The organism is Chryseobacterium jejuense (genome assembly GCF_900100075.1).
Lineage (GTDB): Bacteria > Bacteroidota > Bacteroidia > Flavobacteriales > Weeksellaceae > Chryseobacterium > Chryseobacterium jejuense.
The window spans coordinates 299,691-322,938 of the sequence record NZ_FNEG01000002.1 but is presented as its reverse complement, the minus strand read 5'-3'; the positions used below and the strand labels follow the sequence as shown (position 1 = coordinate 322,938).

Here is a 23,248-nt window from a genome sequence, read left to right as displayed (position 1 = left end):
AAGTTTAGATTAAATAAAATACGGTTCGCTATAATGTATAACAAACTCACAATGTTTTAATTAACCTATTTTAGGCGGTTGCCAGATTTCCTTTAAACGGTCGGAAAGATAAGGGTCTGAATACTGAAACTGAGGATTCTTATTCGCTTTGTAATAAGAAAGTTCCAGACGCAGGTTTTTTGAAAAAGGAGTCTCAATAAAAGTAAAGCAGGCAATACATGAAGAGCAACAATCATCATGACATGACTTTGTAGCATCATCTTTACCCTCTTTTTTTGAGGAGTGATTTTTACAGCAGTCGCTCTTTTTTCCGGATTCTGCCTTGCAGCAGGTTTCCTGCATAGATTGAGCGTAGAAGCTATCCTTAGGAACCAGAAAGATTCCCAAACAAAATACTACTGCCAGTATGTGAAATAGCTTCATAGCTGCAAAAATACAAAATTTATGGCAAAGGATCACCAACTTTTAGAGAACAGCTGTGCCAAGGTTCTCCATGAGCAGGGTTTACTTTAGGTTTTTCTCCCATAGCCAGATTCTGAGAAGCTGCTTGAGTCTGAGCCGGAGTTGGGGTAGGAGTAACCTGTATATTGTTTTGTGCAGATGGAGAAGTCGTAATAGATTTACTACTCAAAGGCTGTCCTACAGGAATATCACATCTATGTCCCGGTTGTCCATGTGGTGGATTCATTCCAGGAGCCGTTTTTACGGGTTGAGTACTGTTGTTCATGGCTACTTTTGCCTGAGCTGCCGTACTTGGGTCAATTTGAATGGTATTATTAGCACCAACACTAATGTTTTGGGATGCAGGAGTTGCTGTTGGCTGGCTGTTTAAAGGCTGTCCTACAGGAATATCACATCGGTGTCCCGGTTGTCCGTGCGCAGGATTCATTCCAGGAGCAGAGGCCATTGCAGCAGGTGTTGCATTGGACTGGATTCCCGCCTGATCCATCAGTGAAGCTTTGGGAGCATTGTTTAGAGCTACAGAAGGCTGTTGTGAACCAGCTTCTTCTTTTAAATAAGTTGCTTTCTCATCTTTCTTACAAGAGACAGCTAATATTGATACAGAGATCAAACCTAAAAACGTATTCTTCATATCCTTGATTGGGTATGAAACAAAATTAGCAAAACATTTTTAATTGTTTTGCTAATTTTATATTTATAATGCGATTTTTAGATTAATTTTTCACAAGAAGTCTGAATCCTTCTCCGTGAACGTTGATAATTTCCAATCCTTCGTCATCTTTCAATAGTTTACGAAGCTTGGCGATATATACGTCCATACTTCTTGCTGTAAAGTAGTTTTCCTTTTTCCAGATCTTTCTAAGTGCAAGATCTCTAGGCATGAAATCGTTTCTGTGGATACAAAGAAGCTTTAATAACTCATTTTCTTTTGGAGAAAGTTTATATTCTTTATCACCTACTTTCAGCTGTCTCAGCATAGAGTCGAAGAAGATATTGCTGATTTTAAACTGCTCCTGCTCTTCATTTTCAAGAGTAGAGCTTCTTTGAAGAATCGCTTTGATCTTGTATAAAAGAAGTTCTGTATCAAATGGTTTTGTGATATAGTCATCAGCACCCAATTGGTATCCTTTAAGAATATCTTCTCTCATATTTCTTGCGGTAAGGAATATGATTGGTGTATTTTTATCAATCTTTTTTACATCTTCAGCCAATGAAAACCCATCTTTTTTAGGCATCATTACGTCAAATATACAGATGTCGAATTCATTTTCTGTAAATTCTTTCAATCCCTGTTCTCCATCAGTTGCAAGGGTTACTTCAAAATTATTGATGGTTAAATAATCTTTAAGCACCGCCCCGAAACTCTGATCGTCCTCTACTAATAATATTCTGTTGCTCATAACTTTTACTAATTAATAATTAACAATTAAGAATGAACTGTCTCACTCTCTCTTCTTATATTTTGTTTTTTGGTTTCTTATTTTATAATTGATGAATGATGGTTGATCATTGATGCGAAATATTTTTTTATCACCAATATATTATCATTTATCACTCATTGCTTATCATTTATATCTTAGCTCATTGGCAGTTTAATTGTAAACGTACTTCCATCACCTTTGTTGGATTCTACAATAATCTGTCCTTTGTGCAGTTCTACAATTTTTTTCACGTAAGAAAGGCCTAATCCCTGTCCTTTTACGTTGTGAATATTTCCTGTTTCTTCTCTGAAGAATTTCTCGAAGATCTTTGTTTTATTCTGGGTTTCCATTCCCATTCCTTTATCTGAGATCTCAATCACATACCATTGTCCTTCATTTCTGGTCTCCACATGAATTTCCGGAGCTTCAGGAGAATATTTGTTGGCATTATCCAGTAAGTTCACCAGCATATTCGAGATGTGGAACTCATCAATTTTGAAATTATAATGAGTGGCATTGAATTTTTGGGTCAGGCTGCCGTTTCTCTGCTGTACAATCAGATTGAAGGATTCTGTTGTCCTTTTAATCAATTCCCTTACGTTGGTCTCTCTCAGGAATAGCTCTACCTCATTTCTTTCAAGCTTAGACATGTTCAGAACATTTTCTACCTGCTTTTTCATCCTCAGGTTTTCCTGTTTAATCAATTCCGAATAATACTTTACCTTATCCGGATTGGTAGCAATCTTATCATTCGCTAAAGAATCAGTTGCCACAGAAATAGTTGCTAATGGTGTTTTGAATTCGTGAGACATATTGTTGATAAAGTCTGTTTTCACTTCAGCCAATTTTTTCTGTCTCATCATATAATTAATGGAAATAATATAAATCCCAAGAATCGTAAGCAATGAAAGAAAAGTTCCCAGCAGCATCGGCCAGTTGTTCATTGCCAAAGAATATTCTTTCTTAGGAAATACTAAAGCCAGATTATATAAGGTGTTGTATTTTTTATCAGTAAAAAGAGGATAGTTGTACGTATTGCTGTCTTTTTTTTCTTTATAAGCTTTATTTGCAATACTGGTAAGTTTATTGTCTTTATCAACAATTCCATAACCGAATTTAGCCGTGATTCCTCTGATTTTCAATTCTTTTGTGATCACTGAATCCAGAGTAGCCGGGCTTACCCTTTGTGCAATGGGTAAATTGTTTCCATATACCTTTACGAACTCTTTTACAGCATAATCCCCGGTTTCAATATCCTGATTGATGTCCGAGGTAAGAATTTCGCGGTTGGTAGTATCTCTTTTTATTTTGTAAGCTGCTTCATCCGTGTATAGAGTAGTTAGCTTTACAGAGTCTCCTTTTTTAGAAATAGGAAGCTGTGCATTCGAAATAATATTCTTGGAATAGATAATCTGTCTCTGAGTTCCGGAATCCTCTACCTGTTGAATGGTAGTAAGCGAAGGGTTTTTGCTGTTGGCAAGAATGGTACTTCTGTTGTCTTTGGTCAGATATTTATCAGCTTCAATTTCTTCAATTGTTTTCGATGTGCTTTCCAAAACGGAATAAACTTTATTTGAAAAGTCCTGTTCCAGTACTCCGTAATAGCCTTTCAACCAATAAAATTGGAGCGTAACGAAGACAATCAGTGAGATTGTCATAAACACCGAAATTATTGGGATGAATTTATTATTCATTATTTAATTATATATGTTTTGGAAAAATGAATGTTAAAATTAATTGTTTTAAGACTACGTAAACAAAAAACGAGCCAAAAAATTATGTTTTTTTTCTTAAAAGACTGTTTTTTAACAATTATTTATGAATTATTGTTTACTTGTCATAGGAAAAGTCCTTTCTGTAAATAAAGAGCTAACTTTAATAAAAATTATTACTTTATGGAATCTAATATCATTTTCAACAAAGATTTTGATTCGAAAAGTGTCTATGTAATGATTGTTTACAAGGCTGATGTTTCGAAAGTGTGGAACTATTTTACCCAATCCGAATTATTGGATCAGTGGTGGGGCCCAAGACCCTGGAAATGTGAAACGGTAAAACAGGATTTTAAAGAAGGCGGAATCTGGCTGTATGCAATGGCAGGCCCGAATGGAGAAAAAGGATATTCCCAATCCCAGTACGGAGAAATTATAGAGCATAGAAGCTTTGACTGGACGAGTGCTTTTCGTAATGAAAATGGGGAGGTGAACGAAGATGCTCCAAGATCAAATTGGCTGCTCGGTTTCACCGGAGTAGAGGAAGGAACGAAAGTAACGGTTAATATTCATTATCAATCTGAAGAAGTAATGAAAAAAATGCTGGATATGGGATTTGAAGAAGGTTTTAAAATGGGACTTAGCCAGCTTAAGGAAATCATTGGATGATCAGCAAATGGAGAAGTGATGATGGATCGTTAGTTTTATAAAAAATAAAAACCGGGTACCTCAATTGAAGTACCCGATTTAATGAAATATGGAATATAAAATGTTTCGTGTTATTTCAGACTTATAATTTTTCTATACTGATAAAAGTTCCATCTGTTGGAACAATTTTGTAGATATCAGCAACCGTTAAGATAGAAACCCCTCCGGAAACCTGAACTTTAAGCTTGTCTCCTTTGTCAAACATGGCTAAAAACTCCATCGTTCCTACTCTGTTGGCTCCGGCTGTAATCAGGATGGCTTCATTTAAAGGAACATCATTTCTGGCTAAGATCGCTCCATTTTTTAAAGCTCTGAACGAAATAACAGGTGGGCTCACGTGGATCCCTGACGTTTTTACTTTTAAGCTGATCAGTATCTTGTAAAATCCTGATTCCTTGAATGTGAAATTACTGAAGTCACTATTCACAGCTCCCTGAGGATCAATAATACCAAGTTTATCTCCGTCTAACGTGTTACTGTAGAATCCAAAAGGAACATCTTTTTGTCCACATCCGATAAGAATACATCCTACAGAAGGAAAATCACTTTCAGCGGTTGTCGGATTCATGCTGGCGCGGGTCGTTCTTCCGCCGGATTCATAAAATGTTGGTTTCCATTGATCTCCGTCATAGACTACAACACGCTGAATATCTTTTCTGTACATAATCATTCCTTGCATAGAAGGATCTTTATCAAAACGATTCGTTTGACTGGTGTTGTACAGGGGTAATTCTGTTTCATTGTTTACCGTTGGGATCATCATTCCTTTAGATTGTGCAGAATTATCTTCTTTATTCACAATACTGAACATGGAATTGGGGCTTGGATTGGATGCCCCGCCAACGATAACCTGAGAAAATGCCATCGTGGCTGTCATTAAAAAGGCGGCGATATATATTTTCTTTCTCATTTTAGTTCAGTTTTTCTATATAGATAAAAGTATCTTTATCATTCATTTTAAAATTTACACCAGCTCCCACATTTAATCCAGTGTCAGCCTGAATGCCGGCTCTTATTCGGATTTGGTCTCCCGCACGCAGATATTTTGTTGTGGAAAAGTTGTTCACAGAGTTTGAGCTGCCGGCTGTTACCAACAATCCGTACAGCAGAAAGCTGTTTTCATGAATTTTCTGCCATCCTTCTCCAACAGCATTAGCATATAGAGTCTGTAATGAAACAATGGTAGCTGCATTTCCCACAGAAAGACCTCCGGCACTGCTTGTTTTTATAGACGGATTGATTCTGTAAAAGCCATCTGCCGGAATTGTAATTTCTCCATTAGCATTTACCGTAACACCTAAATTATTTATATTATTTCTGTCAAAATCATTTAAGATATTAAAAGGAAGGGTAGGGCGTCCTGTAATTCCTAATACATTGGCAACGGACACATCCGATGAATTGGATCCTAGAATACTTACGTTTTTATAATTTTTGATACTTCTCTCTGTGGCAGCAATCCACCTGTAACCATCATATTTTACCACATCTTTAATCTCCTTGTTATAAAATACTAACCCATTATCTTCAGGTTTGTTTTCATACAGATCCGGGTGTGCTGCATTATAATTAGGAAGTTCAGTATGGTTTTCAACAACGGGAAGCATAATTCCTTTCGCATTGTGCTCTACCTGCAAAGCTGCTCTTGGATGAATTGTTTCGGGTTTGTTACCCATTTTTACCTGAGCAAATCCTAGTGTACTTATTGCTGTTACAATAAAAACTTGGAGCGTAATCGTTTTTCTGATCATTTTAATCACTTACTTTGGTGAACATTATTTCTCTTGGATAGTATTGGGCGATATTGGTATTGGCTGCAGCAGTAAGGGTAACCACTACAGATACTGTTGCCAATGGAGAATGTATTCTCGAAACAATATAATCTCCCGGATTCAAACGGATCCTTGTCGTGGTGAAGGCTGCAGTGTTGGTATCTCCGCCAATTCCCAGAATACCATAATAATCAGGGAAGAATGTGGTGAGTTTTACTTCATTGTAACTTCCGTTGCTTTGTTTCAAATAGGCCCTTAGCTGATATTGAGGTCCACTTGTCAGGGATACAGCTCCTCCTGTTTTGGAAGGAACATTCAGGTAGATATCATAAACACCGGCTTCATTTATAACGAATTTGGCATTGTTAAAGCTTTTGTCTCCATAAATTCCTCCTCCGGCTACTACAGCAGTTTCTCTTGTTATATTAAGGCTGTTATAGGATTGTTTTCCGTCAACAGTTGCCCCAAAGCTAAGTCCTACATGTCGGCCACATCCCAGAAGTACACATACAACACTTGTTTCTTCATCGGCATTGGATAAAAATCTGGATTGTTTCATTTTGAAGTCGGCAGCAGTAGGCTCATTGTTCCATTTTCCTCCGTCATAGGAATAAAATGTAGCATGTGTTTTTTCGAACATCATCATTCCTGCCATCTCTCTGTCTGGATTGGCGGAGTTATACAATGGAAGGTTTTCGGGTGCAGATACTTCAGGAAGCATCATCCCGTAATTTTTTCCTTCATATTTTCCGTCTACCTGTAAAATGGCCTTGTTGTGGATTTCAACCGTTGGGTTTTTCGAAATACCTACTTGTGAAAAGGCCATACTGACAATGAGCAACATTAAAGAAGTGCTAATTTTTTTCATGGTTTGATTTCTATTTAAATTTTAATCTGTTTTACTCAGAAGTAATTCTTTTGAAATACATAGTTTTTCAGTCCTTAGTTTTTGTGTGTATTTTTTTCAAATTTTTATCCTGCCCGGCTCATAACGAGTCGGGATATCATTTTTGCTGTGTCTTTTTTTTCAGTGCTGTACGCCAAGGACAAGCCTGAAGAAATTGACCATGGTATTCTGAGGGATTTTGATCATAGTAACAGATCAAAAGAATGTGGTCTGGAAGTCCCTAAATTACAAATCTAATATGGAATATGCCTATCAAATTCTAAAAAATTCTAAAATATGAATAAAATATTCGTAAAAATAGTATGTAATTAGCTGATGTTGAAATGGTTTAAAATATTAACTCTAATTAAAAAAATACGACATTTTTTAAATATTAATATTGTTTTTGTTTAAAAAAAATAGAGACAAGTTTTTGGCTTGTCTCTATTTGTATAAGGTATGTAGTGTTTTAGGTTGGTTTTGCTAATGATGGTATAGTTTCATTATCAAATCTCTAAATAGCCGCATTTTTGACTTTAAATCAGTTCCTCTTCCTGAAAGTACTGAATAATCGCCTTTTTCATAAGCAAGGTCTGCTCATTAGGTTTTAATTCCGGAAGATCTTCCAGTTTTTCAAACTGTGGCCACCCATCTTCATAGTGGGTAAACTTGTAATATCCAAAAGGTTCAAGTAATCTGCAAACAGCAATATGGATGAGATTTACTTTGTCTTCTTTTGTGTATTTCTGCTGCCCGCTGCCCAGTTCCTGTAGTCCTATTAAAAACAGTAAAGTCTCAATAGGTGGATTCTTCTCAGTCTCGAAATTATCTTCGAAGAACTGTTCTATTTTTTTCCAATATTCAGATTCATTCATATGATTATAACTGTCACTTTTTATCATGACAATGTATTTTATAAATTGTTATTTTCTTTGTTCTTAAGATCTTCCTCTTTTGCTTTTTTCAGGATATCCTGTAGCTTCTCCTCTTGTCTAGCCTTAAAATCTTCTCTTTTTTCTATTCTTGTAATTTTCTGTTTTTGTATTAAATAATAAATAATAGCAATTGAAATAAAAACTAGTAATAGCATATATCTTGTATTATGAAAATTAATAGAGAGAAGGGGAAAGCTATTGTTTATTTATCTTCAATAAGAACGCGTACTCAAGGGCATCTTCTTTCAGAGATTCAAATCTTCCGCTTGCGCCTCCATGACCTGAACTCATATCTGTTTTAAAGATCAGAATATTGTCATCGGTCTTCAATTCTCTAAGTTTTGCAGTCCATTTTGCAGGTTCCCAATATTGTACCTGGGAATCATGGAATCCTGTTGTGATAAGAATGTTTGGATAGTCTTTGGCTTCTACATTGTCATAAGGAGAATAATCTTTCATATAGTGATAGTATTCTTTATCATTAGGATTTCCCCATTCATCATATTCTCCGGTTGTTAAAGGAATAGTATCATCTAACATCGTAGTAACAACATCCACAAAAGGAACCTGTGCAACTATACCGTTGAATAATTGAGGTTCATAATTGACAACAGCTCCTACTAAGAGACCTCCGGCACTTCCACCCATCGCGTAGATATGTTTAGAAGACGTGTAGTTTTCTTTTACCAGATATTTTCCTGCATCTATAAAGTCAAAGAAGGTATTTTTCTTGAATAGCATTTTTCCATCTTCATACCATTCTCTTCCCAGGTATTCTCCGCCACGGATATGGGCAATGGCATAAATAAAGCCACGATCAAGGATAGATAACCTTACATTTGAAAAGCTTGCATCTACAGTGTGTCCATAACTACCATAACCATATAATAGAAGCGGAGTATCTGGTGATTTCTTCGTGTCTTTATGATAAACAAGAGAAATAGGGATTTTTGTTTCACCGTCTCTGGAATCTGCCCATATTCTTTCAGAAATGTAATTTTCCGGGAAGAATTTTCCACCTAAGACCTCTTGTTGTTTCAGAAGTTTTGTGGTTTTATCTTTCATGTTGTACTCGTACGTAGAACCCGGTTGAGTTAGGGAAGTATAACCATAGCGTAGAACTTCGGTGTCAAATTCAAGGTTGATTCCGATATAAGCAGTATAAGTTGGATCAGAGAAAGGAAGGTAATAAGACTCTTGAGTTTTCTCATCAATAATCTTGATTTGAAGCAGTCCTTTTTCTCTTTCTTCAAGAACCAGATAATCCTGGAAGATTTCAAAGCCTTCCAATAAAACTTCAGGACGATGAGGAATGACATCTACCCAGTTTTCCATACCACAGTTATCAATCTTTGCTTTTACAATTTTGAAGTTCGTAGCATCATCAGCATTCGTGATAATGTAGAATTCATCTTTGTAATGCTCTACGGAATATTCAAGATCATCTATTCTTGGCTGAATAACTTTCCACTCTGCAAAAACATTGTCTGCAGGAATAAAATGATGTTCATCAGAAATGGTACTTGAACTTGCGATGAAAATATACTGTAAGGATTTTGTTTTAAAGACATTCACATCAAAGGTGTCATCCTCTTCATGGAAGATCAGAATATCCTCCGAAGCATCAGTTCCCAGTTTATGTCTGTAAACCTGAAATGCTCTAAGGCTTTTGTCCTTTCTGATATAAAATATATGTTGGTTGTCATTGGCCCAAACAGCCTTTCCTGTAGTATTTAGGATTTTATCCGGAAGAATTTCTCCTGTCTTTAAGTTTTTGAAGTTTAAAGTATAGATTCTTCTTCCTACATTGTCTGAAGAAAAAGAAGCCAATTCATTATTAGGGCTTACCGCAACGCTTCCTACTTCGAAGAAATCTTCACCTTCTGCTAGAATATTTACGTCAAGTACTATTTCCTCTTCGTTGTCCAGACTTCCAAGCTTTCTGCAGAAGATCGGGTATTCTTTACCTTCTTCATAACGTACGATGTACCAGTATTCATTAAAGAAATAAGGAAGAGATTCGTCGTCCTTTTTATATCGGGCTTTCATTTCTTCAAAGAGTTCTTCCTGTAGCTCTTCGGTGTCTTTCATGATGAATTCTTCGTAAGCATTTTCTTCTTCAAGATATTGGATTACTTCCGGGTTTTCCCTTTCATTAAGCCAGAAGTAATTGTCAATTCTTCTGTCGCCGTGGGTTTCTAGTGTTTTTTCTATTTTTTTTGCCTGTGGAGCTTTCATCAGAATATTTTATTTTTTTGCAGGCCCTGATATGCTTTATCAGAACGTACTATTTAATGTTAATTTTTGTTCAAATGTAGTTAAAAAAAAACCATCTTTCCTGTATTGAAAAGATGGTTGAGCTTATTTTTTGTATTAAAGACTATTTGTGTAGCGCTTTAATATATTTTTCTAGGGCCATGGTCATAGAAGGTGTTTCCTTCGTAGGAGCCATTAGGTCTACTTTTAATCCCGCTTCTTCTGCTGCAGCCAAAGTGGTGTTTCCGAAAACTCCGATTTTTGTTTCCTCCTGCTTGAAGTCAGGGAAGTTCTGTTGCAGAGATTTAATTCCTTGTGGGCTGAAGAAGATCAACATATCATAGTCTTTAATGTTGATGTCTGTCAGGTCACTGCATACAGTACGGTACATAATTGCTCTTGTCCATTCAATGTTTGCAGAATCCAAGGTTTTTATCGTGTCCGGACTTAAAACATCTGAAGATGGTAACAAGTATTTTTCAGTAGGAAACTTCTTGAACAGAGGAAGTAGATCTGAGAAGTTTTTTTCCCCAAAGCTGATCTTTCTTTTTCTGTATACAATGTGCTTCTGAAGATAGTTAGCAATTGCTTCCGACTGGCAGATATATCTCATTGTATCCGGAACTGCAAAACGTAATTCTTCTGCAAGTCTGAAGTAATGATCAATAGCATTTTTACTGGTAAAAATGATACCGGTATATTGCGTCAGATCTATTTTCTGAGTTCTGAGCTCTTTATTGTCAACCCCTTCAACGTGGATAAATGGACGGAAATCAATCTTTATTTTTTCCTTCTTCGCTATATCCAGATATGGAGAAGATTCACTAGGCGCTGGTTGAGAAACCAATATGGACTTTATTCTCATCATTGACATTTATTAAAAAAATAACAATTTCCAAAGCAGTAATAATGGTGCGATTTGGAGCGTGCAAATATACAAAAATTTATAATACCATTTCTCAGGAAGAATCTTGTTCTTGTGAAATAAGTAGAAAAAAACTTTGAAAATGAATACAAAAGAAAAGAAGGAGAAATAATAGAGGAACATTTTATTTCTGTCTATTGGGAAGTAATAATGGGTAACACACAAAATTATCAGCAAAAAAGACAGGATAAAATAGAATTTGGTGGCAGTGAAATAAAAAACAGTCCATTTTTTTCCATCTCCTATACTTTGATAAAATAAATAACCTAATGTTGATTTTATCAGATAAAAAAATAAAACCGCCAGCAAGGTGTAACCGAATTTATTAAGCTGGTATCCCAAAATCTGCAGATCTGCAATAAACTTAGGAACTACCGGAATATACTGAGAGATCAGTACAGATAGCGTAAGCGTAATGACACAGGATGTAATAATCCAGCTCGGAAGGTTATTGCTTGCATCAAAATACTTTTGAAGCAGAAAATCTTTAAGACTGGCATCTCTTTCTATAATGTTCATCATAAAAACATATAAAAAGATACAACCTATAAGTATAAAAATTACCCAATCGTTATTCTCAGGTATTCTTACATGATTGATGTAGTTTGGTGATGACGGCAAAATTTAAGTTTTTTATTTTTTTATTTAACTATAAATAACACAACTTGGCATAGAATTTCTTTATTGCTTCATCTGTTAAATCTAATCTTACAATCTATTTTTCATTGATGATATGGAGCATTCAAAACTGACGAAAACAATTTTTGTCTGATCCCAGAATCTTTGAAAAAGATTTTTGCAAAATTATAGATTATTTTGTATAAAATAAAAAGGTTAAATAAACTATCTTTGCAAACTGAAATGAAAAAACTCGTCATCATCCCAACGTATAACGAAAAGGAAAATATTGAAAATATTATTTCCGCAGTTTTTGCATTGGAGGATGACTTTCATATCTTAGTAGTGGATGATTCTTCTCCGGACGGAACAGCAGATATCGTAAAAGAAATACAAAAGAAATATCCACATTACCTGCATCTTTCGATAAGACATATTAAAGATGGTTTAGGGAAAGCCTATATTCATGGGTTTAAATGGGCAATTGAAAATAAATACGACTACATTTTTGAAATGGATGCCGATTTTTCGCATAACCCTAAGGATCTTCCTAAACTTTTTGAAGCCTGTCTGAATGCAGATATGGCCATTGGTTCCCGTTACTCAAAAGGAGTGAACGTGGTGAACTGGCCAATGGGAAGAGTTTTATTATCTTATTTTGCATCAAAATATGTGAGATTTATTCTAGGACTTCCTATTCATGATACCACAGCCGGTTTTGTCTGCTTTTCACGAAAAGTATTGGAAGAAATCGGATTGGATAATGTAAGATTGAAAGGATACGGATTCCAGATAGAAATGAAATTCAGAGCTTTTAAAAAAGGGTTCAGAATTGTAGAAGTTCCTATTATATTTACCAATAGAATTTTAGGTGAAAGCAAAATGAACGGCGGAATTATCCATGAAGCTGTTTTTGGTGTTTTAAACTTAAAATGGAAGTCAATCATCAATAGATTATAACATAAAACATGACGAATTCTTCCAATAAAAAATATAAAAATAAGCTGATGAAAAATTTGATTCTTGTTTTTGTTTTTCTGGGGCTGTTTTCATGTAGTGACTATATTGATAAGCCTAAAAATCTGGTCGATCAGGACGTTATGGCAGAAGTTGTCGCAGAACTTGTAATGAATGATCAGGTTAACTTCATGTATCAGAACAGAAATATGGAAGCCGGTACAAGGTTTATTTTAAAATCTCATAATATAAAGCCGGATGACTTTGTTGAAAGTTTTAAATATTATGTGATTAAAGAAGAAATGGAAGGGATTGCGAATGATGCACAGCAAATTTTACTGAAGAAAGATCCCAAGGCGGATCAATATGTAAAAGATAAGCTGAAAAAGGCTGAATTAGGAATGCCTCAAAAATAAATAATGATGTAGCGGGTTCTGCCCGGACAATGATAATTGCTGATTGCAGTGAGCTAAAAAAGTGTACAGATGAAATTTTTTAATATCGAAAAAACCTCTGAAGGAAAAGCTAGGGCAGGGGAGATTACTACAGACCACGGGAAGATTCAAACTCCCATTTTTATGCCGGTAGGAACTGTTGCAAGTGTGAAAACAGTTCATCAGAGAGAATTAAAAGAAGACATTAAAGCCCAGATTATTTTGGGAAATACTTACCACCTTTATCTTCGCCCAGGAATGGAAACGATGCAGGATGCCGGTGGTTTACATAAATTTATGAACTGGGATCTTCCTATTCTTACAGATTCAGGAGGTTTTCAGGTGTTCTCGTTAGCGAGTAACAGAAAAATGACCGAAGAAGGAGCAAGATTCAAGTCTCATATTGATGGAAGCTACCACATGTTCTCTCCGGAAAGATCAATGGAAATCCAAAGACAGATCGGAGCAGATATCTTCATGGCTTTTGATGAATGTACACCTTACCCTTGTGAATACAACCAGGCGAAATCATCTATGGAGCTTACCCACCGTTGGCTGAAAAGATGTATCGAATGGACTAATGATAATCCTGAACTATACGGATATAAACAAAGACTTTTCCCAATTGTTCAGGGATCTACCTATTCAGACTTAAGAAAAATTTCAGCAGAAGTAATTTCTGAAGCAGGAGCTGAAGGAAATGCCATCGGAGGACTTTCTGTAGGAGAACCTGAAGAAGAAATGTATAGAATTACTGATGAAGTAACAGATATCCTTCCAAAAGAAAAACCAAGATACCTGATGGGAGTGGGAACTCCTTGGAATATTCTGGAATCTATTGGATTAGGTATCGATATGATGGATTGCGTTATGCCTACAAGAAATGCCAGAAATGCAATGCTTTTCACATGGCAAGGGGTAATGAATCTTAAAAACGAAAAATGGAAGCGTGATTTCTCGCCTTTGGATGAATTCGGAACCAGTTTTGTAGACCGTGAATATTCAAAAGCGTATCTTCGTCATCTGTTTGTTTCCAAGGAATATCTGGCGAAACAGATTGCTTCAATCCATAACCTTGCGTTTTACCTTGATTTGGTAAAAGTAGCAAGAGAGCACATCATAGCAGGAGACTTCTATGAGTGGAAAAATTCTGTAGTACCTGTTCTTAGACAAAGACTGTAAAAGACGTATGCTTAAGATTATAGACAGATATATCATTAAAAAATACCTTGGAACTTTTAGTTTCATGCTGGTACTATTGTCTATAGTAGTACTTGTTATTGATGTTCAGCAGAAGATTCCAAGGATAGAAAATGCAAAGGCCCTTGATCCCAAATTAGATCTTGGGTATTTTCTTGTTCATTTTTATCCGTTCTGGATCATTAACCTTGTGGTGACATTCCTGTCCATTCTGGTGTTTATCACCGTGATCTATTTCACATCCAGAATGGCTAATAATACTGAAATTGTAGCTATTATCAGTAGTGGTGCCAGTTTTCATAGGTTTTCGAAACCTTATCTGTATACCTCGATTCTGATTGCATTGATGGCGCTGGTGGTGTACCATTTGGTGCTCCCCTGGGCGAATATCAAGAAAAATGAATTGGAAGCTTATACTTATAATGCTGCCAATAAAGAAAAAATTCTTGGAACTGCTCCAGCCTCTTCACAGTTAAGCAGAACTGAATATATCTTCGTAGATTCCTGGAATAAAAGGGAAAAAAGAGGATCAAGCTTCGTGTATCAAAAGTTTGACACCCATAGAAAAATGGTGTACGAATTAAAAGCCAGTGAAGTATATTGGGATCAGGACAAAAAACAATTTGTCTTAAATAATTTTCTGGAAAAGACCATCAATAAAGATAATACAGAAAAGCTGAATAATGGGATAGAGCTTAGGAAAAACTACAGCCATTCCCCGGAAGAACTTTTCCCAAATGAACTTTTAGGACAAAATAAAACCACACCGGAACTTTTAAAATTCATAGAAAGAGAAAAAGCCAGAGGAAACAGTAACCTGAATTCTTATCTGAATGAGCTTCATCAAAGAACTTCAATGCCTGTTTCTATTATTATTCTGACTTTCCTTGCGCTTTCCTTGTCTTCTCAAAAGAAAAGAGGAGGTTTGGGGATTAACCTTGCTATAGGAATATCGTTGGCCTTCCTTTTTGTCTTCTCATTTGAAGCTTTAAAGGTGGTTTCAGAGAATAAAAGTTTATCACCGGCTTTAGCGATGTGGCTGCCTAATTTGGTATTCCTTCCGCTTACCCTATATCTTTATATCAAAAGAGCCAATCAGTAAAGGAGCTTTACTTCTTTGTGATAGAAAGAACGAAGACCGTCATTTTCCAATTCTATCCAAAGTTCACCCTTTTCATCTGCATTTCGGATGATGCCATTTTGTCTCTCTTTTTCAATTTCAAAAACGGAGATCTCATCCTTTCGGAATAAATTTTTATTGAAGCTGTCCAGAATTTTCTGGTCAGAAGGAATGTTTTTCAGTTTTTTTGTCATGAATTCATGAAAGTTTAAACTAAGCTCTTCAAGATCAAATTCCTGTCCTGTTTGCGTCAGGAGTGATCCGGCGTTCGATATTTCATCAAATTTGTTCTGAAGAATGTTAATTCCTGTTCCAATAATGAAATAATTATTTTGATTAATTTTTTTCTTTTCAATCAATATTCCAACGATTTTTTTACCTTTAAGGATAATATCATTCGGCCATTTGATTTTTACGTCATTATCAGCCAAATTGGCAAGGAAATCCCTGACAAGCATTGCGGTATAATAATTGAATATAAAGTCGGAGCACAAGATGTTTTGAGTATTCACTGCCAGCGTATAAGCCAGATTTTTTCCGGCGGTAGGAATCCAGACATTTCCATACTGACCACGGCCTTTAGTTTGATTGAAAGTATGCAATCCTATAAAATCTGAATCTTCATAAAGTAAAAACTTTGATATTTCGTCATTAGTAGAAGAACATTCTTTCAGATAGAAGAGTTGGCTCATTTAAGAAAACTTTAAGACATTAAGGGGGTAAAAGTAAGGTTAAAGTAAAGAAAAAACAATAAATTTGCAGATTATAGTATTTTTTTAATGAATAAAACAGCAGAAAAACAAGCACTAATAGATAAAATCGTTGAAGCACTTCAAGATGTAAAGGGGGAAGACATTATGATCTTCGATCTTTCGAAAATTGAAAACTCAGTAGCAGAGACGTTCGTAATATGTAGCGGTAACTCGAATACACAAGTTTCGGCATTAGCTGGAAGTGTAGAGAAAAAAGTGAGAAATGATCTGAAAGACAGACCTTGGCATGTTGAAGGAACTGAAAATGCAATGTGGGTATTGGTAGATTATGTTTCAGTAGTGGTTCACATTTTCCAAAAAGATGTACGTGAATATTACGATATCGAAGAACTTTGGGGTGATGCAGTCATTACCAAAATTGAAAATGAATAATAAAAATTTTAAAAAGTCTAAATGAATAACAAAGGATTCAATTGGTTCTTTCCTATTGCAATCATAGCTCTTTTGCTTTTCTTTGGTTCCAATTTCCTTGGTGGAGATACAGCAAAAACTATTGATGAAGATGGTTTCTTTAGAGAAATGCAGGCGGGGAAAGTCCAAAATATTATTATATACAAAGACATAGAGAAAGCTGATGTTTTCCTTACCAAAGAAGCGAAATCAGCAATGGTTAAAACCGGAAAGGAAAATAATCCTTTTTCAGCTTTAGATATGGCTCCAAAAGCAGATTATTCTGTGAAATATGGAGATCTTCAACTTTTCTTACAGAAATTTGAACAAATCAAAGCAACCAATCCGGCTATTAAAACAGCTAAAGATTATGGAACAGGAAAGAGTCCTTTCACGGATATTCTTGTATCTGCATTAATCTGGATTGCTATCCTGGGATTATTCTACTTCCTTCTTTTCAGAAAGATGGGCGGTGGCGGTGGCCCTGGTGGACAGATCTTCTCAATCGGGAAATCTAAAGCTAAGCTTTTTGACGAAAAAGAAAGAATTCAGGTAACATTTAAAGATGTTGCAGGATTAGAAGGTGCTAAAGAAGAAGTACAGGAAGTGGTAGACTTCTTGAAAAACTCTGAAAAATATACAAAATTAGGAGGTAAGATTCCTAAAGGTGTACTATTGGTAGGCCCTCCGGGAACAGGTAAAACCTTATTGGCAAAAGCTGTTGCAGGAGAAGCTAAAGTTCCTTTCTTCTCTCTTTCAGGGTCTGATTTCGTGGAAATGTTTGTGGGAGTAGGTGCTTCAAGAGTAAGAGATCTTTTTGCTCAGGCTAAAGCGAAGTCTCCGGCAATCATCTTTATTGATGAGATTGATGCTATCGGACGTGCAAGAGGAAAAAATAATTTCTCAGGCGGGAACGATGAAAGAGAAAACACCTTGAACCAGCTTCTTACTGAAATGGATGGTTTCGGAACAGATGTGAATGTGATTGTAATGGCGGCTACCAACAGAGCAGATATCCTTGATAAAGCTTTGATGAGAGCAGGACGTTTTGACCGTTCAATCTATGTAGACCTTCCGGAATTACATGAAAGAAAAGACATTTTTGATGTTCATTTAAAGAAAATCAAACTTGATGATAATGTAGACAGAGACTTCTTAGCAAAACAAACTCCTGGATTCAGTGGGGCAGATATTGCTAATGTGTGTAACGAAGCAGCGCTTATTGCAGCAAGATACAACCATACCTCTGTTACAAAACAGGACTTCCTGGATGCAGTAGATAGAATTATTGGTGGTCTTGAGAAGAAAAATATGGCCATTAAGCCATCTGAGAAAAGAAGAGTGGCTTATCACGAGGCAGGTCATGCTACAATCTCTTGGTTGGTTGAGCATGCTTCACCACTTTTAAAAGTAACTATTGTTCCAAGAGGACGTTCATTAGGTGCCGCTTGGTATCTTCCGGAAGAAAGACAGCTTACGACTACTGAACAGATGTTGGATGAAATGTGTGCAACATTAGGAGGTAGAGCAGCTGAACAGGTGATCTTCAATAATATTTCAACAGGAGCACTTTCTGATTTGGAAACTGTAACGAAGAGAGCACAGGCAATGGTAACGATTTACGGATTAAGCCCGAATATCGGTAACATTTCTTACTATGACAGTTCAGGTCAATCTGAATATAATTTCGGAAAGCCTTATTCTGAAGAAACGGCTACCAAAATTGATGTAGAGATCAAAGCGATCATCGAAAATCAATATGAAAGAGCGGTAAGAATCCTGGATGAGAACAAAGATAAACTTGATGCTTTAGCAAATAAGCTTTTAGAAAAAGAAGTGATCTTCCGCGAAGACTTAGAGGAAATCTTTGGTAAAAGAGCTTGGGATCCTGAATTGACAGAGAAACCGGTTACCAATACAATCCCTGAAAAAGATCAGCCAGACGTGTTGGAAACGCCTCAGATTAAAGAAAAAGAGGAGGAAAGCGAAATACAGGCTCCAGAAAGCCCAACGCAGCTTTAAAATCCTTAAAAAATAGGAAATATAAAACCTGACAACTTTAAAATTGTCAGGTTTTTTCATATTTAAGGAGATATTTTAGAATCTATTGTAATTTATTTTCTATTTTTGTATAAAGTTGACTAAAAATAGATTAAGTTGAATTTATTCAAGAGGATTGTAAGCAAACTTACCAACCAGCCTGAAGAAGAGGACAAACAGAGCCTGGAGAAGCTTGGGGATTCGCTGAAAAATGCGGATCTCGACTATAAGTTTGCGCAATTATTTACGCATTCGGGGGGATTTTTTAATTATTGTGCAGATGAAGCGGAGGCTCTACAAACTTTAAATCAAATTATCAAAATAGAAGGTATTAACAACCTTTTCTGTTGGGATAAGGAACTTCAGAACTTTTTGAACGTTGTGAAATCTCCTTACACTTCAGAACTGCAGTCGTCTAATGATGCTGCATTTATCACTTGTGAATATCTGATTGCGTATGATGGCAGAATTATGCTTTCACACAATAATATTCTTCATTATCATTCTTCAAGGCTGCCGGATAGAATTATTATCATTGCCAATGTTTCACAGATTGTAAACAACCTGAATGATGCCATGGGGAAAATAAAAAGAAACGGAAATATCAAGAACCTTACTTCCATCAGCGGAAGCCAGAATAAAATGGACAGTTCTTCGAATTCCAATGCAAAACTGTTTTTATTGCTGCTTGAAGATTAAGCACCCACTACTAAATTTTAAATTTTGGACAAAAACCTCATTCAAAGGACCGTTTCAGGTCTCGTTTATGTAGCCATTATCATTCTTTGTTCGACTCCGTTAGGGGCGCAACTTATCAATAGTATCTTTCCTGGTCTTATTCAACAACAGTATCTTTACTATGGTTTGATAAGTCTTTTATTGATCGTAGGAACCTGGGAATGTGTAAAGATCATGAAATTTGGAAAAGGATATGAAAAATGGGTAGTGTATCCATTGGTTATTTTTATATTCTATGTTTTTTCCAAAAGATATTTCCATCACGATTTCTTTTTTGATTTCAGATTGAGTGAGATATTAGCTCTTGCCTTAATTGGTATTGCTGTAGTCACTTTATTTAAGTTTCCTAACGAATTATACTTTGACAGCGGAAAATTGATTTTTACGGTCATTTACGTTGCTCTGCCGTTCAGTTTTGCATTAGGGTTACCAAAGTTTTCCAGTTATAACGATAGCTTCTCTCTGGAAGTTCTTTTCCTTTTCATCTTGATTTGGAGTAGTGATACTTTTGCTTACCTGGTAGGAAAATTCTTTGGAAAACATAAGATGGCTCCTAAGATTTCTCCTAAAAAAACATGGGAAGGTTATATAGGAGGAGTTGTTCTTACATTGGTGTTGTCTTATTTTGTAGAGCACTATCAGCCTGAGCTGAGGGGAAACTGGATGGTTGTAGGATTTCTAGTGGCAGCTTTTGCTCCATTGGGAGATTTGGTAGAGAGCCAACTGAAAAGAAATTTCGGTGTGAAAGACAGTGGAAACATCATTCCAGGGCATGGCGGAGTATTAGATAGGCTGGATAGTTTTATTATCTGCGTTCCTGTCGTATATTTGTACTTTATTTTAGAAAAATTTATTTAGTCTCATGAAATTGCATAGAGAATCAAAAGGAACGATTACAGTAGCAACCATACTTTTTCTGGTATTGGGAGCTTTAGCCATCTATTTCCTTAAAATATGGTCTTTGTTGATCATCGTACCTTTGTTGGTAATTTACTGTCTTGTATTCTGGTTTTTCAGAGTTCCAAACCGTAGTATTCTTGACCACAGGGAGAATGTGATAGCTCCGGTTGACGGAAAAGTGGTAATGATCAAAGAAGTGGAAGAAAATGAATTCATTAAAGGAAAGGCCATTCAGGTTTCTATCTTTATGTCTCCATTGAACGTACACATCTGTAGATATCCGGTAACCGGAAAAGTGATCTATAAAAAATACCATCCGGGAAAATATCTGGTGGCATGGCATGAAAAGTCATCTACAGAGAATGAAAGAACTACGGTAGCTGTGGAAACAGCAACCAATCATAAAGTAGTTTTCAGACAGATTGCTGGATATGTAGCCAGAAGGATCGTATTCTACTGTAATGAAGGAGATCAGGCGAAAGCCGGGCATGAGTTCGGGTTTATCAAATTTGGGTCAAGAATGGACGTATTCCTGCCTTTAGATACTGAAATCATCTGTAAGATCGGAGACATTACCAAAGGAGGTTTAGATGTCATCGCTAAATTGAAAGATTAAGATTTTTAATTTAATCATATAATACAAAAGAGAGCTACATGCTCTCTTTTTTTATTTTGAACATTACGTAATGAATCATTTGAGTTTAATTACGCACGAGTAATATTGAGTAGCCTCAAATGAAACTTCTTTTGCGTAGATTGATAATTTTGTAGCTTGATGAAAGATAGATTATTAATACTTTTTAGGTGATAGATGATATAAATAATTTCCGAAAATGTTTTTAGGATATAATATTGATATTTTTATCACTAATCACGATTTTGTTTAATAATTTAATGCTGAATTTTAGTAAATTGTAACTGCAAAACACAAATCATATTCTTTTTAACGCGAAAAATTACATGCAAATATTTTGTTTTTGTGGTTTTTTATATGGCTTAAAAGCTATTAATATTGGAAAATTTACACCTTCAGTGGTACAAATCCCAACTTGAGTTTTTGTAGAAAACGTATAAAAAAACAACAAAATGATTTATAAATTTTTCTTTAAATTGATTAATAATGAAGAAGAGAAAATAGATGACGATTATGATCGCAGCTATCAGCATCTTATCAACCGGTATTTACTTTTATTATTTTTCATATTTCTGTTTTATTCCATTTTTATCATCGTTTTTTTCGGAGATATGCTGTCTTCAATATTTCTTACGGTGATTACGCTTTTCTGGTTATTTTTGATGGCTATAAAGGGTAAAACGAAACGATTCAGAAAGGTTTTAAAGCCAACGATTATTGCAATATTTGTTCTGCTTACCTTTATTGTGAGCTTTTTCAATATTTATACCTATAAAAATGCAGGAGTAGAATATTTTTATTTCTGTCTTTTGTTTGCAGTGCCATTTTTCCTAAATTATAAGATGGATTTTTTTTCCATACTCTTTATTGTTTTTATCATCAGCATTAATTTTATTGCATGTCTATATTTTAATTTTGATTTTTTTCCAAAGAGCCAATTTTTCCAAAAAGATGATTTTAAGGTTATACGAATATTAAATATATTATTTTCCATTGCTTCTTTCCTTATGGATATTGTTTTTATTACCCAAAAAGATAGACTGATTCATGGATTGATTCATGAAAAAGAGATAAAAGATTCCACAATCAAGGACTTAGTAAAGACCAATGCAGAATTAATGAAGCACCAGATGCTTATCAATAACCTTTCTGAAGAAAATATTCAAGAAATTTTAAGCCTGGCAGAAAATAATTCTCCTGTTTTTTTTGAGAAATTTCAGATCTTTTTCCCACACTTCATTCCGGAAATTCTGCAGATAAACCCCAATCTTATTCATTCTGAGCTATTCTTTTGCGCACTGATGAAACTTGATTTTGATACCAAAAAAATAGCACAATGTACCAACAATAGTATACGTGCTGTGGAAAGTAAGAAATACAGGATCCGTAAGAAGCTGAATATCTCCTCTGAAATAAACATTAACAGCTTTCTTATCAAGATTTAAATGTGCTGACTTTAAGTTTTAATACTCATACGTAGTTTTGAGTAGGTGGAGATGCCATTTATTCTTTTGACTGTCAATATTTTTACTTCAAAATAACACGATGAATATTAAGAATATCCATATTGGCAGCCTGATACAATCTAAAGTGACAGAGCAGCAGATTTCAATGGAAAGAATTACAAATTTTTTGGGGAAAACAGATCGAGAGGTTGAAAGTATGTTTCATGCGAAAAGTATTGATACTGATATCCTATTGAAGTGGTGTAAGCTTTTGAAATTCGATTTTTTCAGACTTTATACGGGACATCTGATACTTTATGCCCCTTATTCCAGAACTGGTAATACCATTAAACAGAAAAAAGGGACCATCGTTTTTAGAAAAAGTATTTATACACAGGAAGTGAAAAACTTCATCCTTGAGAAGATAGAAACTGGTGCAATGTCTGCCAATGAAGTTATTGCCAGATATAAGATTCCTAAGACAACGCTCCATAAATGGTTGAAAAAAATATAATATGATCCCGGATTACAAACAAATCTATTCCGATATACTTCAGGAAAAATTTCCTGAAAAATGGACTGATGTTGCTATAAGGAATAAGCTGGATACTTTGAGTTCTGCTTTAGATATTCTGAAATTTAACCAACTTGTTTTTGGAGAACCCGAGTACATGATAGGTTTCAATAGCCAGAGACTTCGTTCTTATGATGAAGAATCTATTTTGCAAATTCTAAGATATCAGAAAAAAAACGGACTTAGCAATCTGCAGATAAGCAATGATTTTAAGATAAGCCGAAATACGATTACCAAGTGGAAGTCAATTTTTAAAATATGAAATGAAGTTCATTTCATATCCGGAGTAATGCTTAGAAATCAGATGTTGTGAGGAGAAATTCAGAAGCTTTATATAGGGTTATAATG

At 35.3% G+C, this 23,248-nt stretch carries 26 protein-coding genes; 13 read left to right on the top strand and 13 right to left on the bottom strand.

Annotation, left to right across the window (positions count from 1 at the left end; translation table 11 throughout):
- Nucleotides 1–60 precede the first annotated feature (60 nt).
- The 4 genes from BLS98_RS07045 to BLS98_RS07030 all read right to left on the bottom strand — a co-directional run bounded on the left by BLS98_RS07045 (nt 61) and on the right by BLS98_RS07030 (nt 3,577).
- Nucleotides 61–423 carry a hypothetical protein gene (locus BLS98_RS07045; RefSeq protein ID WP_228425471.1) on the bottom strand — a complete coding sequence of 121 codons (363 nt, stop codon included), beginning with the start codon at nt 421–423 and terminating at the stop codon, nt 61–63.
- Between the two features lie 19 nt (nt 424–442).
- Nucleotides 443–1,093, bottom strand: a complete 651-nt coding sequence (locus tag BLS98_RS07040; RefSeq protein ID WP_089734970.1) for a hypothetical protein — start codon at nt 1,091–1,093, stop codon at nt 443–445.
- An 82-nt stretch (nt 1,094–1,175) separates the two neighbouring features.
- Complete coding sequence (locus BLS98_RS07035; RefSeq protein WP_002982671.1) at nt 1,176–1,862, bottom strand: response regulator transcription factor; 687 nt, start codon at nt 1,860–1,862, stop codon at nt 1,176–1,178.
- Between the two features lie 176 nt (nt 1,863–2,038).
- Nucleotides 2,039–3,577, bottom strand: a complete 1,539-nt coding sequence (locus BLS98_RS07030) for a sensor histidine kinase (RefSeq protein WP_089734968.1) — start codon at nt 3,575–3,577, stop codon at nt 2,039–2,041.
- A gap of 201 nt (nt 3,578–3,778) precedes the next feature.
- Here BLS98_RS07030 and BLS98_RS07025 point away from each other — a divergent pair, with 201 nt between their 5' ends.
- Nucleotides 3,779–4,264, top strand: a complete 486-nt coding sequence (locus BLS98_RS07025) for an SRPBCC family protein (protein ID WP_089734965.1) — start codon at nt 3,779–3,781, stop codon at nt 4,262–4,264.
- Nucleotides 4,265–4,385: 121 nt separating this feature from the next.
- Here the strand turns inward: BLS98_RS07025 and BLS98_RS07020 are convergent, their stop codons facing one another.
- The 8 genes from BLS98_RS07020 to BLS98_RS06990 all read right to left on the bottom strand — a co-directional run bounded on the left by BLS98_RS07020 (nt 4,386) and on the right by BLS98_RS06990 (nt 11,698).
- Complete coding sequence (locus BLS98_RS07020; protein WP_089734963.1) at nt 4,386–5,213, bottom strand: hypothetical protein; 828 nt, start codon at nt 5,211–5,213, stop codon at nt 4,386–4,388.
- 1 nt (nt 5,214) lies between these two features.
- Complete coding sequence (locus BLS98_RS07015) at nt 5,215–6,054, bottom strand: hypothetical protein (protein WP_111994876.1); 840 nt, start codon at nt 6,052–6,054, stop codon at nt 5,215–5,217.
- A 1-nt stretch (nt 6,055) separates the two neighbouring features.
- Nucleotides 6,056–6,943 (bottom strand): hypothetical protein, encoded by an 888-nt coding sequence (locus BLS98_RS07010; protein WP_139166084.1) that lies wholly within the window; start codon nt 6,941–6,943, stop codon nt 6,056–6,058.
- Nucleotides 6,944–7,497: 554 nt separating this feature from the next.
- Nucleotides 7,498–7,836, bottom strand: coding sequence for a hypothetical protein (locus BLS98_RS07005; protein WP_045491598.1), 339 nt, complete (start codon nt 7,834–7,836; stop codon nt 7,498–7,500).
- A 38-nt stretch (nt 7,837–7,874) separates the two neighbouring features.
- Nucleotides 7,875–8,051 carry a hypothetical protein gene (locus BLS98_RS23235; RefSeq protein ID WP_167356183.1) on the bottom strand — a complete coding sequence of 59 codons (177 nt, stop codon included), beginning with the start codon at nt 8,049–8,051 and terminating at the stop codon, nt 7,875–7,877.
- A gap of 40 nt (nt 8,052–8,091) precedes the next feature.
- The gene (locus tag BLS98_RS07000) at nt 8,092–10,134 is read right to left on the bottom strand and encodes a S9 family peptidase (protein ID WP_089734957.1); all 2,043 of its coding nucleotides are present in this window, start codon (nt 10,132–10,134) and stop codon (nt 8,092–8,094) included.
- Between the two features lie 142 nt (nt 10,135–10,276).
- On the bottom strand, nt 10,277–11,017 hold the full coding sequence (locus BLS98_RS06995; RefSeq protein WP_089735698.1) for a uroporphyrinogen-III synthase: 741 nt from the start codon (nt 11,015–11,017) through the stop codon (nt 10,277–10,279).
- A gap of 12 nt (nt 11,018–11,029) precedes the next feature.
- Nucleotides 11,030–11,698, bottom strand: a complete 669-nt coding sequence (locus BLS98_RS06990; RefSeq protein ID WP_089734955.1) for a DUF4271 domain-containing protein — start codon at nt 11,696–11,698, stop codon at nt 11,030–11,032.
- Between the two features lie 240 nt (nt 11,699–11,938).
- Between BLS98_RS06990 and BLS98_RS06985 the strand changes: the two genes are divergently transcribed.
- The 4 genes from BLS98_RS06985 (at nt 11,939) to BLS98_RS06970 (ending at nt 15,388) form a co-directional block, all read left to right on the top strand.
- On the top strand, nt 11,939–12,655 hold the full coding sequence (locus tag BLS98_RS06985) for a polyprenol monophosphomannose synthase (protein ID WP_089734953.1): 717 nt from the start codon (nt 11,939–11,941) through the stop codon (nt 12,653–12,655).
- 47 nt (nt 12,656–12,702) lie between these two features.
- Nucleotides 12,703–13,068 (top strand): DUF4296 domain-containing protein, encoded by a 366-nt coding sequence (locus BLS98_RS06980; protein ID WP_089735696.1) that lies wholly within the window; start codon nt 12,703–12,705, stop codon nt 13,066–13,068.
- Between the two features lie 69 nt (nt 13,069–13,137).
- Nucleotides 13,138–14,268: a tRNA guanosine(34) transglycosylase Tgt gene (tgt, locus tag BLS98_RS06975; RefSeq protein ID WP_089734951.1), complete on the top strand. Its 1,131-nt coding sequence runs from the start codon at nt 13,138–13,140 to the stop codon at nt 14,266–14,268.
- Nucleotides 14,269–14,275: 7 nt separating this feature from the next.
- Nucleotides 14,276–15,388 (top strand): LptF/LptG family permease, encoded by a 1,113-nt coding sequence (locus tag BLS98_RS06970; protein ID WP_089734949.1) that lies wholly within the window; start codon nt 14,276–14,278, stop codon nt 15,386–15,388.
- Here the strand turns inward: BLS98_RS06970 and BLS98_RS06965 are convergent.
- Nucleotides 15,382–16,098, bottom strand: a complete 717-nt coding sequence (locus tag BLS98_RS06965) for a biotin--[acetyl-CoA-carboxylase] ligase (RefSeq protein WP_089734946.1) — start codon at nt 16,096–16,098, stop codon at nt 15,382–15,384. The genes BLS98_RS06970 and BLS98_RS06965 overlap by 7 nt on opposite strands.
- Before the next feature lie 87 nt (nt 16,099–16,185).
- Here BLS98_RS06965 and rsfS point away from each other — a divergent pair, with 87 nt between their 5' ends.
- The 8 genes from rsfS to BLS98_RS06925 all read left to right on the top strand — a co-directional run bounded on the left by rsfS (nt 16,186) and on the right by BLS98_RS06925 (nt 23,162).
- Complete coding sequence (rsfS, locus tag BLS98_RS06960) at nt 16,186–16,551, top strand: ribosome silencing factor (protein ID WP_089734944.1); 366 nt, start codon at nt 16,186–16,188, stop codon at nt 16,549–16,551.
- Between the two features lie 21 nt (nt 16,552–16,572).
- Entirely contained in the window at nt 16,573–18,591 is a 2,019-nt protein-coding gene (gene ftsH / locus BLS98_RS06955) for an ATP-dependent zinc metalloprotease FtsH (protein ID WP_089734942.1), read from the top strand.
- 135 nt (nt 18,592–18,726) lie between these two features.
- Nucleotides 18,727–19,308: an LUD domain-containing protein gene (locus tag BLS98_RS06950; protein WP_181575130.1), complete on the top strand. Its 582-nt coding sequence runs from the start codon at nt 18,727–18,729 to the stop codon at nt 19,306–19,308.
- Nucleotides 19,309–19,332: 24 nt separating this feature from the next.
- Complete coding sequence (locus BLS98_RS06945; protein ID WP_089734938.1) at nt 19,333–20,205, top strand: phosphatidate cytidylyltransferase; 873 nt, start codon at nt 19,333–19,335, stop codon at nt 20,203–20,205.
- A 4-nt stretch (nt 20,206–20,209) separates the two neighbouring features.
- Entirely contained in the window at nt 20,210–20,863 is a 654-nt protein-coding gene (locus BLS98_RS06940) for a phosphatidylserine decarboxylase family protein (protein WP_089734936.1), read from the top strand.
- A 470-nt stretch (nt 20,864–21,333) separates the two neighbouring features.
- The gene (locus tag BLS98_RS06935; protein ID WP_089734934.1) at nt 21,334–22,326 is read left to right on the top strand and encodes a helix-turn-helix transcriptional regulator; all 993 of its coding nucleotides are present in this window, start codon (nt 21,334–21,336) and stop codon (nt 22,324–22,326) included.
- A 100-nt stretch (nt 22,327–22,426) separates the two neighbouring features.
- Nucleotides 22,427–22,840, top strand: a complete 414-nt coding sequence (locus BLS98_RS06930; protein ID WP_089734931.1) for a transposase — start codon at nt 22,427–22,429, stop codon at nt 22,838–22,840.
- A gap of 1 nt (nt 22,841) precedes the next feature.
- Nucleotides 22,842–23,162 carry a transposase gene (locus BLS98_RS06925; RefSeq protein WP_089734929.1) on the top strand — a complete coding sequence of 107 codons (321 nt, stop codon included), beginning with the start codon at nt 22,842–22,844 and terminating at the stop codon, nt 23,160–23,162.
- Nucleotides 23,163–23,248 lie beyond the last annotated feature (86 nt).